Origin of the sequence: Brucella sp. NBRC 12953 (assembly GCF_040369775.1) — a bacterium.
GTDB lineage: Bacteria > Pseudomonadota > Alphaproteobacteria > Rhizobiales > Rhizobiaceae > Brucella > Brucella pseudogrignonensis.
On sequence record NZ_BAABSV010000003.1, the window covers coordinates 84827 to 99642 of the forward strand.

The window sequence follows — 14816 nt, forward strand, 5'->3', positions numbered from 1 at the left end:
ATCAATCAGATTTCATGCAAAGCCTTCCCGATCAGGAAGACTGGTTCTGGAATTTTTCGCTGAGACGGCGCAGCACATCGATTGCTACATCGACAGCTTCTGGATCGAGATCACCCAAAAATGCAGCGCGCAGGCGAGCTGCAGTCTTGTCGACTTTTGACGCAAGCGTCCGCCCTTCGTCCGTCAGCTGAATGAGCTTCACCCGGCGGTCCGTATCATCGGCGATTCGGCGGATCAGGTTTTCCTTCTCCAGCTCGTCTACGACACGGACAATCGTTGCGCCTTCAATGCCAACTCTTTCCGCCAGCACACCCTGCGGAATGCAGTCACCGTGCCGCAGGAGTGTCATGAGCGGTATGGCTTTAGCATCAGAAAGACTATGCTCTGCCATTGCTGCATCAAAAGCTTTACGCCACCCTCGCGCATTAGCGGAGAGCAGCGGTGCAAATTCGACCCAAGCCTGTTTCATCACTTAAATTCCATTCAAATAGATAGCTTCATATCTATATGGATACAATCTAGTTCATTGCAACTTGTATCTTCATCCCATCAAAAAATCGTGTGAGCACATACGCGGTTTGTACAATACAACCAAAAAGCTTGACCATTGGCCTGCGCCTCTGCCATCGATGCGATCATGCGCGCAAATTATAAAATGCAACGAATTTATATCGAGACGGACCTTGGCGACGGCGTAAGTGTGGAAGCGCCGACGCAGGCCGCCCATTATCTTACGCATGTGCTTCGTTTGAAGGAAGGCGATGAAGTTCTCGCCTTTAACGGACAGGATGGCGAATGGAAGGTCAGACTGCGCCCCGAAGGCAAGAAGCGGCTCTTTCTGGAAGCCGTCGAGCAAACCCGCGCACAACCAGCTCCTTGTGGTCTGATCTATTGCTTTGCACCACTGAAACAGGGACGCCTTGATTATATGGTGCAAAAAGCCGTGGAAATGGGCGCTGGCGTTCTGCAGCCCGTGGTCACACAACATACGCAAGTGCCCAAGCTTGGCACGGACCGCATCAAAGCCAATGCGATTGAAGCCGCCGAACAATGCGGTGTGCTTGCCATCCCCGAATGTCGCGATGCGATACGTTTTGACCGCTTTCTTGAGCAGTGGGATCAGTCGCGACGCCTCATCTTCTGCGATGAAGGCTATGAGACTGATGATCCACTGACCATTTTAAGCAATCTTAAACCCGGCCCTTATGCGGTGCTGATCGGGCCAGAAGGCGGGTTTTCGGAAGGCGAGCGCCAGCAATTGCGCAGCCTGCCTTTCGTCACAGCGATACCGCTTGGCCCGCGCATTCTGCGCGCTGATACGGCAGCCGTTGCTGCGCTTACCCTCGTGCAAGCAATATTGGGCGACTGGAGAGCATGAGCATGATTTTAAGAAAATCCAATCATCAATGAAATTGACTTGCGTGATTTGACAAATTTGTCCAATCACGCTGACAAAGACAAATTCGACTAGGGACACTATACATGGCGCGCGACACGACCGATGAAACAGCACTGACCGGTGTTGAAGAACTCGCAGCCTATCTTGCCGAAGGTAGCAAGCCGAAAGATGCTTGGCGCATCGGCACCGAACACGAGAAATTTCCTTTCTACGTAGCGGATAACAGCCCTGTCCCCTATGATGGCCCGCGCGGAATCAAGGCCATTCTCGAAGGCATGAAGGCCAAGCTTGGCTGGGAGCCGATCATCGATGAAGGCAATATTATTGGCCTCGTTGAACCAACCGGACAGGGTGCAATTTCGCTTGAACCGGGTGGCCAGTTCGAGCTGTCTGGCGCGCCGCTTTCGTCCATCCACCAGACGTGCCGCGAAGTGAATGCACATCTCTCGCAGGTACGCGAGATCGCGGAACCGCTGGGCATTCGTTTCCTTGGCCTTGGTGGCAGCCCTAAATGGACGCTGGCTGAGACGCCCGTTATGCCGAAATCGCGTTACAAGATCATGAGCAACTACATGCCGAAAGTCGGGCATGAAGGTCTCGACATGATGTACCGCACCTCGACCGTTCAGGTTAATCTCGACTTTAGCTCCGAAACCGATATGCGCCGCAAGATGCAGGTCTCGATGAAGCTCCAGTCGATTGCGACAGCGCTCTTCGCCAGCTCGCCTTTCACCGAAGGCAAGCCGAACAATCTTCTGTCCTGGCGCTCCAACATCTGGCGCGACACCGACAACCAGCGCTCGGGCGTTTTGCCTTTCGTTTTCTCGGAAAACTTCGGCTTCATCGATTATGTCGAATGGGCGCTCGACGTTCCGATGTACTTTATCCTGCGCGACGGTCGTTATCACGACTGCACGCATGTCACCTTCCGCCAGTTCATGAATGGCGCATTGAAGGGTGAAGTCAGCGATCCCGTTCCAAATATGGGCGATTGGACCAACCATCTCTCGACGCTATTCCCGGAAGTGCGTCTCAAGCGCTTCCTGGAAATGCGTGGTGCTGATGGTGGTCCATGGCGTCGCATCTGCGCTCTGCCCGCTTACTGGGTTGGTCTGCTTTATGACGACGAAGCACTCAGTGCCGCCGAAGATCTGACCAAAGACTGGACCTATGAAGAGGTTCTGGCGCTACGCAACGATGTGCCTGCAAAAGCTCTGAATGCATCATTCCGCAGCAAGCCGGTGGCGCAGATTGCACGCAAGACGCTGGAGATTTCCCGTCTTGGTCTTCTGAACCGCAAGCAGCTCAATGGCGACGGCTTTGACGAAACTCATTTCTTGGCACCGCTCGAAGAAATCGTCGCAGCAGGTATCACCGATGCCGAACGTATGCTCAAAGCCTATAACAGCGTTTGGGCAGGCTCGGTCGAACCGATCTTCCTTGAATACGCTTACTAAGCCTTCAAATCGGTCGAGCTAATCTTCGATCGTAACCAGCGATGCGCCGGGTCACTTTCCCGGCGCTTATGCCATATCTGCACAAAAGGTATAGGTGGCAGGGCCACAGGCGCAGGCAGGACAACCAGATTATCATCCGGCGGCAGGTTCTTGAGCCCGCCCCGCGCGATGGTCAAGATGAGGTCTGTGTCGACAATCAGCTGTGGTGCCACGCCCCAATGCGGAACCACCACGGCAATGTGCCGTGTATGCCCTGCAAGCCTCAAACTTTCATCGATCTCCGTTGTCGCATCGCCACGCACCGCCACCAACGCATGAGGGCGTGCGAAATAAGTCTCAATGTCAAATTCGCGACCTTTAAGACTTCGGCGATCAAGCAGACAGACATATTCGTCCTGCATGATGATATCTGCTGCAATTTGCGCTGGCAGATGCGGAAAGACACCAAAGCCCAGATCGATCTCGCCATCCAGAATGCGCGCGATCATGCCTTCGCGACTGAACTGACTGACCGCAAGATCTATCCCCGGTGCGTCCTTCCGCAATTCGCGCACCAACCCCGGCAGCAGGATACTGCCGCCATAATCCGACATAGAAAGATGAAAGCGATACTGTGTTGTTGCCGGGTCAAATCCCTGCGGCCCAAGTACCGCGCGAACACCCGTCAGAACCTCCGTCAGCGGCTTTGCAATTTCCATTGCCTTGAGCGTTGGCACCAGACCCGTGCCTTCACGGACAAGTAGTGGATCATCAAGCAGATCACGCAGACGCGCCAGCGCGTGGCTGACTGCTGGCTGGCTCATATTGAGCCGTATAGCTGCGCGGGAGACGTGCCGCTCCGTCAGAAGCACATCCAGAATGACGAGCAAATTTAGATCGACACTTCTTAGATTATTCATCTGATGCATAGTTATCTCGGCAATCTGAATTTCACATTCATCAAACATATAACTAGATCGGAGCTAAAGGAATAGACGAAAGGACCTTCCATGCAGGCTCAGGGATCACTTACATTTCTCGTCGCGGCCCTCATCGCCGGTGCGGTGGTGCCATTTCAGGCCGGTGCCAATGCGGCTCTTGGCCGAGCGCTCGGCCACCCACTTTGGGCAACTATCGTTTCGCTGATTGTCAGCATTATCTGCGTGCTGCCGGTTTTGCTGGCCATGAAAGTGTCCCTACCCACTTTCACCGGTCTTTCGGGACAGCCTAAATGGATATGGATCGGCGGCGTTGCGGGCGTGCTTTATATCACCGCCGCCATTCTGCTTGCACCAAAGCTTGGCGCAGCCGGTTTCATGACCGCGGTTATCGCCGGACAACTGATCGCCTCTGTGCTGATCGATTATTTCGGCATCATGGGATTTGTATCAAGAGAAATCACGCCATCCCGGATGATCGGCGTCCTGCTCGTCGCCATTGGCGTCATCGTTATGCAGGGGCCATCCCTATGGCGCGGAATGCAGGCACTGGCCGCATCCGGACAGCACTAAAACCAAAGGAACGCAAAATGAATACTCAATCGACCCAACAATCATTCACTCTTGGCGAAGGGGCTGTCCCTGTGCAAATCCGCTTTGCCCGACCGACGGATAAATTCAATGAAGTGGTCGCTTTTTATCGTGATGGTCTTGGGCTGCCGCAACTTGGTGCCTTTGAAGCGCACGCCGGATATAATGGTATCATGCTGGGCCTGCCCGGAAAAAATGTACATCTTGAATTCACAGAACATGAAGCAGGCAGTCCTTGCCGGGCTCCGTCGGAAGATAATCTGCTGGTGATTTATATAACCGACGAGGCGGCTTATGATCGTTTGAACAAACGGATGCAGGATGGAGGCTATGCGCCTGTGGAGCCAGAAAATCCATATTGGCTCAACCGCAGTTTCACCTATGAGGACCCGGACGGCTGGCGTGTGGTGGTCTGCAAGGAAACAGGTATTTAAAGCGCATTCCGAAAAGTGCGAAGCGGTTATAGGCGACATGCGCTAGCCTCCCTTCAAATAAGCAAAAGGCGCGGAAATCCGCGCCTTCTGTTCATTAAGCAGAAACCTGCGTTCCCTTGCTCGGATCAGGGATAACGACAATCGTACTGCCATCGCGCACGTTGTTGTAAAGGTCGATGACATCCTGATTGAGCAGTCGGATACAGCCCGACGATACCGCCTTGCCGATGCTCCATTCTTCCGACGAGCCGTGAAGACGATAGATCGTGTCTCGCCCATCCTTGTGGATATATAGCGCGCGGGCACCAAGCGGATTCTTCAGGCCCGGAGGCATACCGCCATTGGCAATGCTATACGGTTGAAGAGCGGGCTGGCGGGCAACCATTTCATCCGGCGGCGTCCAGCGTGGCCACTGACGCTTATAAGCAATAACCGCTCGCCCTGCCCACGAGAAACCATCGCGCCCTACACCGATGCCGTAACGCATGGCGCGGCCATTGCTGCGCACATGATAGAGATATTTGTTCGGCGTATCGACTATGACGGTGCCGACCTTCTCACTGGTCGGATAATCAACTTCCTGCCGCCAGAATTTCGGATCGACTTTGGCAACATTCACCGCGGGGAGCGGAAATTGTTCATAGGGCATTGCCTCATACATTGGCGGCACGGCACGCACCGGGGCTGGCGCGGCAGCAACTTTAGCAGGCGCGGCCTGCTGGGCCGTTGAAACGCAACCCGAAAGTGCGACAGCACTTGCACCGATCAGAAATGCACGGCGGCTTGTGACACCCTTGGGCAGCAGCGGCACACCACTGCCTTCAGAAAATTTACGCGACATCCAAAAACTCTTTCATTTGCACGACTTGAAGCCACATGCCTTCCCACTACGAATGCATGTCAGCGAATGTGTGCCGAGAAAGAGGAGACCAAACTTAAGTGAGCCTTAAGAAAACAACGTAATCTGCAACTTACGCGTTATCTTGAGTGATGATGAAGCGATCAAAGGGCATGTGTTGCTAAAATAGCGATCCCTGCCCGCCTGGACCAGACGATGACGCCTTGCGCGTCGCGCCTTTCGGTGATGCTGTCTCGGGACCATGTCCCGCCGTTGCCGAAACATCTCCATCACGGAAGCGGATCGATAAAGCGTCGCCTTCAGAAACGCTTGCGGCCAGTTTGACCGGCTTTCCATCGGCATCAAAAACAACCGCAAAGCCGCGATCAAGAACACTTTCATAAGACAGTGTCCGCATCAGGCGTTCCAATTCCTGACCACGCCTTTTTGTGCGCTCAAACAGGATATTAATCGCCTGATCACGCCGCCGATCAAGCTGTTCGATTGCGCTTTTCGCAAGTGTCGTACGCCGCAATAAAGGCTCTGGCGTCAGCCTGTCGGAACGTCTTGCAAACAACGTACGGCGTTCGCGCAAAAATGCTTCAAGCGCACGCGGCAGGCGCTGTCCGAGCAGCTTCATGTGACGCTTCTGTTCGTCGAACCCACGTTGCAGCAAGCGCGGCGACAACTGACGTGCGCGACCCTCAAAATGAACACGCTTCTTTTGTGTATTCACAAACAAGGCCCGCGTTAGCCGCGAAGCGGCTTCATCAAAACGACGCCGTGGCAATGCCAGTAACTGATCGGCCGAAGGCAACGCTCGGCTCGCCGCACGATGCGCCTGACGCTTCAGGTCAATAAACCGCGACATGGCAGACGCCAGACGCGCCGATTGCGTTGCAACAGTTGCAACCAGATCGGCTTTGACGGGCACAGCCATTTCAGCCGCACCAGTCGGCGTTGGCGCGCGCACATCGGAAGCCAGATCAATCAGCGTCCAGTCCGTTTCATGGCCGACAGCGGAAATCACCGGAATATGCGAAGCCGCAACTGCGCGCACAACGATCTCATCATTGAAGCCCCAGAGGTCTTCAAGACTGCCCCCGCCACGCGCCACAATCAACACATCGGGACGAGTAATTGCGCCGTCATCAGTCAGCGCGTTGAAACCTTCCACCGCTGCGGCCACTTCCGCTCCGCTTGTCTCGCCCTGCACACGCACCGGCCAGACAATCACATGCAGCGGATAGCGATCCGAAATGCGGTGAATAATATCGCGGATTACCGCCCCTGTTGGCGATGTGACAACACCAATAACCCGCGGCATGAAAGGCAATAATTGCTTGGCCGCCGGATCAAACAAGCCTTCGGCGGCCAGCCTGCGCTTGCGCTCTTCAAGCAGCGCCATCAGCGCGCCAGCGCCCGCAGGCTCCATCTGTTCGATGACGATTTGATATTTGGAAGAGCCCGGATAAGTCGTCAGTTTGCCAGTGGCAATGACTTCCATCCCCTCTTCAGGGCGGAAGCGTAAACGCCCCATCGATCCACGCCAAATCACGGCCTCAAGCCGCGACCGGTCATCCTTCAATGCAAAATAGGCATGTCCCGACGAATGCGGACCACGATAACCAGAAATTTCGCCGCGCACGCGCACATGCGAAAACGTATCCTCGACCGTACGCTTCAAAGCGCCGGAAATCTCGGAAACGCTGTATTCCGCTACATTGGAAGCGGTACCGCTTGGAATAGAATCGGAACCCATGCTCATCCCATCATAGGCACCCAGCGCCCCCCTCCGGTCAACTGGTCAAGACGTCACCCTGTATCTTATGCACCATCACCAGCCAGGCAACAATTCGTTGCTGCGCACGCGCCGCGTCCGAATGGACGGAAAGGCTGAAATTTCAGCCGAAGCAAGTGCAGCCGGTGCCGGCGATGAAATATTATCAAGACTTTCAATGATATGCTGCGCCAGCGCGTCAACAATCGCGTTCTGCTTGGTATGTCCACGCATGATGCCAATGCCAAATTCCGGCAGGGTGCCAAAACCATCCGCTTCACCCAAAACACGCATTCCAGGCCGTAGCGCACACTCCGGCAAGACCGAAACCGCAAGCCCCGAAAGAACGGCTGCTGCCAAAACAGTCGCAGACCAGCTCGTAATAATAATCCTGTAATCGCGTTCTACCTGTTCCAGAACATCGATCGCTGCATGGCGCCAGATGCAAGTCGGTCGTCCGACAGCGAGCGGAAGCACCGCTTCTTCATGTACCGCGTGATTGGCCGACGTCACCCACAAAAGCGGCTCGGTGCGCACAACTTCAGACCGGCGCTTATCATCGCACTGCGTCACAAGAGCGATGTCGAGCGTTCCACGACGGATCATTTCATCGAGATTAACTGTCGGCTCGCAAACAACCGAAAGTTCGACACGCGGGTTAGACCGCGCAAAACGTGCCATGATTTCAGGCAGAAACCGATCTGCATAATCGTCGGGCGTGCCGATACGCACATGGCCTTCCAGTTGCGTATCATCAAAGGCCGCGATGGTTTCGCCATTCAGCAACAACATGCGGCGCGCATAAAGCAGCAGCCTTTCGCCGTCTTCGGTCAGGCGGTTGATGCGTCCATCACGTTCAAAGAGTGACTTTCCGATACGTTCCTCAAGGCGGCGCATCTGCATGGAAACCGCAGATTGTGTTTTAAAAACAGCGTCCGCCGCTTTGGTGAAACTACCTGTATCGGCAATGGCAATGAAGGTCTGCAACTGGTCCAGATCCAAAGGCGCACTCATCAAAACCATCCATCACTATTATTGAACTGTTACATTAAAAACATTCGTTGGAACAATCAATTCCATTATTGGATAAAGCCGGTGTCGCAGAGAATGGAGACGCGAAAGCGAATGACCTGACGATAGAAACAATTTGACGAAGCGCGCTTAAAGGAGAGCGGCAATGACAGCGATAAGCAAGACCACCATGACACATTTACCGGCAACGAGCACACTGACCTCCGTGCTCAAGCAAGCGGTAAAATCCGTGTTTACGTCGGTTATGCGTCGCTGGACGCTATTCCGAAACCGGCGCCATGTGCTTCATCTCAATGAACTCGATAGTTACTTGCTCAAGGATATCGGGCTTCAGAGTGGAGACCTCTACACGGCTATTCACAAACGCAGCGCGGAAGATCCGACGCGCGTTCTGGCTGCCTTGGCAGATGCACGCTTGCGCGTGGAGGCGACCCGCCACATCTGTTGATTGACATCTGGCAGGCGCCACCTTCACAGGCCGGGTCCCCTCTCGGCCAGCCTGCTCCTTGCCCGGCCGCACCTCTGCTGCCGGGCTTTTTTTATGCACGCACTTGGCAATTTGCGATGCAAAGCCAATACTTTCCGGGCGCAACAAAGAAATAGCAGAATTTGCCACATTTTTTAAAAGAAGGGCTTGCACTCATCGTTTGAGTTCGCTAGATGGTGGCCACCGACTAACGAAGCACTCGCTTCCGTCGAAATCACGCCTCAGGAACAACACTGATACGTGACCCTGCTGGGGAATAGGTTAACGGTAGACCCACGGACTCTGACTCCGTTAGTCCTGGTTCGAATCCAGGTTCCCCAGCCAAAACTTTCTTTAATAAGATCAACGATTTAGATAAATTTAACGCTCTGTGAATAGCCGTTTTCATGTCACGTTTTGCTCCCTGTAATTACGACTGGTTGCAAAAAACCCGGCAAATCCATACGACATGGAATGTAACACACTCATCTCTCTCAGTAATATGCATAAGAAGCATCGCCAATAATTTGCAGCGATCTCAGTAAATGAGCAAATCTTTAATATAAGGCTTTAACAAGGAAGCGTTTAAGGTTTTATAGTTAGGCATAACCGTCACAAATTTAGCTTCACCATTCTTTGGAACTCCTGCAACTGGCGCATTAGCTAGCAATGGCCAAACATGAATGGCCTTTTCTTAAAAATTCTTCGTGAAACATTCCCGCTGCTTGGTGCAGTGAAAGCACTGGTGCCTTGATATGCCGCGCCATTGATTTTCCTGTCGTCAAAAAGGCCACCTCAAAGGGCGGTCGAATCTTTGGTACCCATCGCATTCGAAAGACACATATCCAGTTCATTGAACCGTCATTTTGAATGTTTGTGGCACGGGTGGCACATAGTTCACGAGATATTTTGCGTGTTAGCTGAGTTGACCGCAATATCCGGAACCACCTGCAGTTGAATGTGTTCAGTTCAATGGCGGGCGCGAAACCAAGATTGGATATGTGCCATGTACAAGTTTGCAGCAATCGCAGCGGTGGCTATTTCGGCTTTCGCCTTCACAGTTTCAGCAAATGCGCAAAGTATCGAGCTGGGTCCAAATGGTATCCGAGTAAATCCTGATGGGAACCGCCAAATGGAACGTGATCGCCGTTCTGATCGCGACGAAATAAGTGAGCGTCGCGCAACGCGAATTGCTCGCGACGAAGGAATGGATGAAGTAGAAAGCGTGTCTCGTCGTCGAGGCGTTTATGTTATCCGCGGCATTGATCGCCGTGACAACGATATGCGCGTAGTCATCGACAGGCGGAGCGGCGACGTTCTTGAAGTGCGATAACCGCTTTCTCAAAAAGCTACCATCTCAAAGCTTTGAATGGAAAGAACCTTGCCGTCGAAACAGAATGTGAGATGATGCTTGGGCGTCGGTGAGGTGTGACAATCGATCAGGCGTAGCCTCGGAACGGCCACCGGCTGCCCCGGGGCTTTTCTTTTGGCAAGAAAGTCCCGCGACTGCGGCTGCATTATAGGTTCAACAAAATTTGAAGCTGTTGAATCAGCAATTTTGAGGTAATACCCCTCACAATAGATAGCAGCCTGGAAATATTCGGATGGATTGGTTCATTGTAGTCTTCGTTACATTCAAGGTTCTCGTGTTAGGCACGGGTATGTTCTTCGCCATCAAATGGCATTATGATCAAGGTAAGAAAGAGAAATAGCCAAGCTATCAGACCGTGAAGGTCCGCTCTGCGGATGTGTGAAGTCGAAAACAGACGGGCCAGCGGTACCCAAGCCTGAAGAGCCGGGCATATCGTCGACAGTTTGGAAAATGTACCGCACCGGGATCGTATCCTCAACACCTTAAGACCAACCAGTCCCGCAACGTGCCCGCGGCTCGTTATGTCGTATCTTTAAAAAAGCCAGCCGGAGGAAGGTGCTTAAAATTAGTTCGTTCCAAAAAGGTGCGAAACTAAGCCTTGAACATAATGACCGTGCGCTTAATTTTACGAGATATGCGGATGCCCCAGAAGGTGTATATCCGACGACGTGTTTTGCGCACGAAACGACGCGTCTCACGTTTTACGACCGCAAAAAAACCAACTTTTTTACTTTTGGAAGTTAACGCATCCTTGCGCCCGTCTTCAATTTCGCTCGCCAAATAGCTTATCTCTGGTGTGGCACCATTCATGAGAATGATATCCTGTACGGCAATTGCGGGACACATTTGCCAAAGCTGAAAATCATTTACAGTGGGGTCAAACAGGTAGTCATCGATCGGTGTTAGCCCGGCCACGTAATCTCTGAGGACTCTGCGCGCGGCATCCCTACTGATTACATAGGCCCCGGACCCCCAGTGTTTATGCGCTAGCTGTACCAGTTTTCGATCACTATCGAGACTAATAGTTTTGGTTTTTATAATCGTCGGTTCACCGACAGTTTCGAGCTTGATGAGTTCCGCTCCATGTGGAATCCAATCCGCCGAATTGAGAAAACGTCCAGCATCAGCGGACAAATGCAAATCATCTTCCATGACAACAGCATAATCGTCTTCGCGCTCTACGATCATCCTGAAAATAGCCAAGTGAGACTCAGCGCAAGCAATTTCGCCAGTCGTCATGGGCTTACCTTGCTGGCGCTGTTTCCTATAATTCTCAATGTCGGTTGGGGTAAAGGTTCGCCCATCAATTGCTGAAAATCGTTCAAATTCGATAGCTTGGGATCTTAAAATTTGCGCCATGCGTGTCATACGTTCTGGCGCACGATCAAGATTGACAATATAGCTCTTCATAAAGTTTGAACCTATTAAATGTGTGGCTACATTTGCCACGGAAAGAAATTTTGTACAATCGAGGTTTTATGTCGGTTCCCGTACTTCTCTATCACCAGATAGCAGCGCTGCCCGAAAGAAAAGCACCTTATCAAGGGCTTTTTGTGCACCCCGATAGTTTTCGAAAGCAAATGCTGGCGCTAAAATTTCTTGGCTATAAAGGTCTTTCTGTTCGCGATGCTTGGCCTTACTTGCGAGGAGAAAAGCAAGGCAAAGTGGTCGTAATAACGTTCGACGACGGATTCTTGAACACACTCGAGAATGCAGCTCCGGTTCTCGCCGATTGCGGCTTTACAGCCACGAACTACTTTGTTTCAAATCAGATCGGTGGGAGCAACGTTTGGGACAGCAAAGAAGGCATACCCAACACAGCCTGCATGAGCGTATCCCAATTGCGCGAATGGGCAGACTTAGGTCACGAAGTCGGAGCTCATACACTCGATCATGTGCTTTTACCGGAAACGCCTGACATCGAAGCGCGCCGTCAAATTACAGAATCCAAACGCGCATTAGAGGATATGCTCGGTAGCGAGGTAACCAATTTTTGTTATCCGTATGGTGGGAACAAACCGATCCATCGAGAAATGGTACAAGATGCCGGATATAAGAGCGCGGTTGCGACTGTAAGCAGGAGCTCCAAGCCAGATGATGATCCGTATGGAATACCAAGGCTCTACATTCGATACAAGCATTCGATCATAGAGGCATTGCTGCGTGTAATGCTGAAATAGGGACCCTGGTTATCGGTCCTCTAACTTAGCAGCTTCTCTCCAGAAGTTATCTCACTTATTGAGTGCTCTCCATTACCAAAGCACCAATTCGGCTAGTGAACGCAAACAATTGACGTTCTGTTCGCTTGCCACAATTTTTTGGCATTGAGCTTATCATTACTCGAAGGAAGTTGACCGCCGATAACGTGAATAGTCCAGAAGCACTGCCTTCCCGCTGCGTCCATTGTCCATAATACGACTTAGAGAAAATTGGGATACATCAGCTTCACGCAGCTCGCGTCAGCAGGCAAGCCAGCTCAACCTTTAATGTCATCGGCATGATAAGCTTGCAAAAAGCCCCACCATTTCCTAGAGACAGTAACTCGCCGATCCATTGCGATAATTAACTCTGCCTGAGGATATGACGATCAACTTTCGAAAAATACTGCTTTTGCTTGGTGTGTCGAATGATGAGTCTGCCTTTCCTCTTATAATGGATGCCAGATCGGACGATGCCATTGGGTTGCTGCGCGTTTAATCCCGCAGCGACCCCAATCCCTTTCACAATGAATGCGAAAAGTCCTGCTGGGTGACCGGCAGCGTCAACGTTTGGGATTTATTATGGCAATCTGGACAGAATTGGCACGCGCCAGCAATAATGCTGGCGACGAAATACTATTGCGCCGAAGAAACGATATCTACGAAATTCGCTATAACGGCATCGAGTTGATGTCGAACATTAATTTCCAATCAGAAACGATACTCGCTGAAAGGTCGTTGAGGCTACTCGGCCGCACACCGAAAAAAGTTCTCATTGGCGGGCTTGGCATGGGCTTTACACTTCGTGCTGCCCTCAACTATTTGCCCAACGATACTGAGGTGACGGTTTGCGAATTTGTACCTGAAATCGTCGACTGGAACCGTTCCGTGATTGGTTCTCTAGCATGTTTTCCACTTCAGGATAATCGGGTGAAAATTCACATTGGCGACGTTATGGAGACATTACGGCAGCATGAGTCCACATATGATCTAATCTTGATGGATACTGATAATGGACCGGAGTTTCTGGTCAGAAGTGAAAACAATGCGATCTATGACGGCTGCGGCTTGACGGTTATCAAACGCGCATTAACGCCAACAGGCATCGCGAGTTTCTGGTCGGCCAATGCTTCGCTCGAGTTTGAGAAAAAGCTCAGCAAGTTAAGTTGGCATTGGAGCAGGCAAGACATTTGCTTGATCGGCGGAAGGACTGACGCTTTTCACTACATATATTTCGCCAATAAAATTTCGCCTGCGATTGATACAAATAGAAGCATCGCATCTGACAGCAATTCAATATTGCAAACTGTGAACTAAAATCGCGACTGCAGGATGGCAAATGACTTGCCATCCTGAATATTCAATACATTATTTTATTCTAAAAAATACGCAATAAAATAGATAGCTAGCTAGCTAGCTAATATTTGCTATTTTTAATTATAATACAATACATTATTGAGGCCTCATTGAATAGTTTATTGGGGTAACTATGAAAATTAAGACTATTATTGCATTGTCACTTCTCTCGACAGTTCCATTCTCCTCTGCTTACGCTGCCGATGTCGTCTCAGCGTTCGAGCCAACACCTGTTGCAGCTCCGTTTAGCTGGGCAGGTGGTTATCTTGGCGGTCAGGTTGGTTATGGCTGGGCAAACCCAAAGAACAGCGTGTCTTCTTCTCCATTCGTGGACGAAGATGGTGAAAGCATACCGGGCTTACAGGCAACGATAACACCCAGATCAAAGGGTTTTCTGGGAGGCGTATACGGGGGCTACAACTTCGATATGGGAGGGAACGCCATACTGGGTCTTGAAGCAGACGCAGTCTATACTCGGATGAAAGGCAATCAAACTGTAACGAACGATTACGGTACGGCGAAGTTTAGTGAAACGCTCGATTGGTCAGGCTCTGTTCGTGCCCGTGCTGGCTACGCAGTTGATCGCTTTCTTCCTTTTGTAACGGGTGGCGTTGCTTTTGGATTGGTCAACCAGAGTACCAAAGCGACATTCGTAGAACCGGAAGAAGACTTCGACGGCAAATATAGCCAGAAAAGTTGGCGAGCAGGTTATACACTCGGTGCTGGCGTCGATTATGCCGCTACTGACAATGTCATATTGAAGGTTGAGTATCGCTTTACAGGCTTTGGCAATCGAACAGAAAGCCTTGATTTTGGTAATGCGAAAGAGACAAATCGCCTCCGCACCAATGAAATTAGAATGGGTATTGCCTACAAGTTTTAGTTCTGATGTTGAAAAGATAAGGCCCTTGCGAATTGCAAGGGCTTTTTCTTATGTCAAAAATGACTGGTTAAAACGACTGTTCTTCCCATAAAA

At 51.4% G+C, this 14816-nt stretch carries 15 protein-coding genes and 1 tRNA gene; 10 read left to right on the forward strand and 6 right to left on the reverse strand.

All coding sequences use genetic code 11. The features are described from left to right. Positions 1 to 31: 31 nt before the first annotated feature. Positions 32 to 469, reverse strand: a complete 438-nt coding sequence (locus ABWV94_RS07915) for a MarR family winged helix-turn-helix transcriptional regulator (RefSeq protein ID WP_007877992.1) — start codon at positions 467 to 469, stop codon at positions 32 to 34. Positions 470 to 637: 168 nt separating this feature from the next. Between ABWV94_RS07915 and ABWV94_RS07920 the strand changes: the two genes are divergently transcribed. After that, positions 638 to 1378 carry a 16S rRNA (uracil(1498)-N(3))-methyltransferase gene (locus tag ABWV94_RS07920; RefSeq protein ID WP_353413017.1) on the forward strand — a complete coding sequence of 247 codons (741 nt, stop codon included), beginning with the start codon at positions 638 to 640 and terminating at the stop codon, positions 1376 to 1378. 104 nt (positions 1379 to 1482) lie between these two features. Continuing rightward, positions 1483 to 2856 carry a glutamate--cysteine ligase gene (locus tag ABWV94_RS07925; RefSeq protein WP_353413019.1) on the forward strand — a complete coding sequence of 458 codons (1374 nt, stop codon included), beginning with the start codon at positions 1483 to 1485 and terminating at the stop codon, positions 2854 to 2856. Here the strand turns inward: ABWV94_RS07925 and ABWV94_RS07930 are convergent. After that, positions 2853 to 3764 (reverse strand): LysR family transcriptional regulator, encoded by a 912-nt coding sequence (locus tag ABWV94_RS07930; protein WP_353413021.1) that lies wholly within the window; start codon positions 3762 to 3764, stop codon positions 2853 to 2855. The two genes, ABWV94_RS07925 and ABWV94_RS07930, sit on opposite strands and share 4 nt — an antisense overlap. An 81-nt stretch (positions 3765 to 3845) precedes the next feature. On the opposite strand from ABWV94_RS07930, the gene ABWV94_RS07935 reads away from it, so the two are divergent. Beyond that, positions 3846 to 4346: a DMT family transporter gene (locus ABWV94_RS07935; RefSeq protein ID WP_105519971.1), complete on the forward strand. Its 501-nt coding sequence runs from the start codon at positions 3846 to 3848 to the stop codon at positions 4344 to 4346. Continuing rightward, positions 4304 to 4798 (forward strand): VOC family protein, encoded by a 495-nt coding sequence (locus ABWV94_RS07940; protein WP_353413023.1) that lies wholly within the window; start codon positions 4304 to 4306, stop codon positions 4796 to 4798. The genes ABWV94_RS07935 and ABWV94_RS07940 overlap by 43 nt, the downstream gene beginning before the upstream one ends. A gap of 94 nt (positions 4799 to 4892) precedes the next feature. On the opposite strand, the gene ABWV94_RS07945 is transcribed toward ABWV94_RS07940, so the two are convergent. From ABWV94_RS07945 to ABWV94_RS07955, 3 genes are all read right to left on the reverse strand, one after another. Next, positions 4893 to 5639, reverse strand: coding sequence for a L,D-transpeptidase (locus ABWV94_RS07945; protein ID WP_353413025.1), 747 nt, complete (start codon positions 5637 to 5639; stop codon positions 4893 to 4895). 178 nt (positions 5640 to 5817) lie between these two features. Further along, positions 5818 to 7398, reverse strand: coding sequence for an exodeoxyribonuclease VII large subunit (gene xseA, locus ABWV94_RS07950; RefSeq protein ID WP_353413027.1), 1581 nt, complete (start codon positions 7396 to 7398; stop codon positions 5818 to 5820). 75 nt (positions 7399 to 7473) lie between these two features. Continuing rightward, positions 7474 to 8430, reverse strand: a complete 957-nt coding sequence (locus ABWV94_RS07955; RefSeq protein WP_064321175.1) for a LysR substrate-binding domain-containing protein — start codon at positions 8428 to 8430, stop codon at positions 7474 to 7476. 163 nt (positions 8431 to 8593) lie between these two features. Here ABWV94_RS07955 and ABWV94_RS07960 point away from each other — a divergent pair, with 163 nt between their 5' ends. The 3 genes from ABWV94_RS07960 to ABWV94_RS07970 all read left to right on the forward strand — a co-directional run bounded on the left by ABWV94_RS07960 (position 8594) and on the right by ABWV94_RS07970 (position 10247). Beyond that, positions 8594 to 8896 (forward strand): DUF1127 domain-containing protein, encoded by a 303-nt coding sequence (locus tag ABWV94_RS07960; protein ID WP_353413030.1) that lies wholly within the window; start codon positions 8594 to 8596, stop codon positions 8894 to 8896. Positions 8897 to 9185: 289 nt separating this feature from the next. Then, positions 9186 to 9259 (forward strand) — tRNA-Gln (locus ABWV94_RS07965). Between the two features lie 661 nt (positions 9260 to 9920). Next, positions 9921 to 10247, forward strand: coding sequence for a PepSY domain-containing protein (locus ABWV94_RS07970; protein ID WP_353413032.1), 327 nt, complete (start codon positions 9921 to 9923; stop codon positions 10245 to 10247). A 630-nt stretch (positions 10248 to 10877) separates the two neighbouring features. On the opposite strand, the gene ABWV94_RS07975 is transcribed toward ABWV94_RS07970, so the two are convergent. Then, a complete protein-coding gene (locus ABWV94_RS07975) occupies positions 10878 to 11696 on the reverse strand; it encodes a glycosyltransferase family 25 protein (protein WP_353413033.1) in 819 nt (272 codons plus the stop codon). A 68-nt stretch (positions 11697 to 11764) separates the two neighbouring features. Here ABWV94_RS07975 and ABWV94_RS07980 point away from each other — a divergent pair, with 68 nt between their 5' ends. The 3 genes from ABWV94_RS07980 to ABWV94_RS07990 all read left to right on the forward strand — a co-directional run bounded on the left by ABWV94_RS07980 (position 11765) and on the right by ABWV94_RS07990 (position 14723). Further along, positions 11765 to 12466, forward strand: a complete 702-nt coding sequence (locus ABWV94_RS07980; protein ID WP_105519979.1) for a polysaccharide deacetylase family protein — start codon at positions 11765 to 11767, stop codon at positions 12464 to 12466. Positions 12467 to 13066: 600 nt separating this feature from the next. Then, positions 13067 to 13801 (forward strand): spermidine synthase, encoded by a 735-nt coding sequence (locus ABWV94_RS07985; RefSeq protein ID WP_353413035.1) that lies wholly within the window; start codon positions 13067 to 13069, stop codon positions 13799 to 13801. Positions 13802 to 13973: 172 nt separating this feature from the next. Then, a complete protein-coding gene (locus tag ABWV94_RS07990; RefSeq protein WP_353413037.1) occupies positions 13974 to 14723 on the forward strand; it encodes an outer membrane protein in 750 nt (249 codons plus the stop codon). Positions 14724 to 14816: the final 93 nt, after the last annotated feature.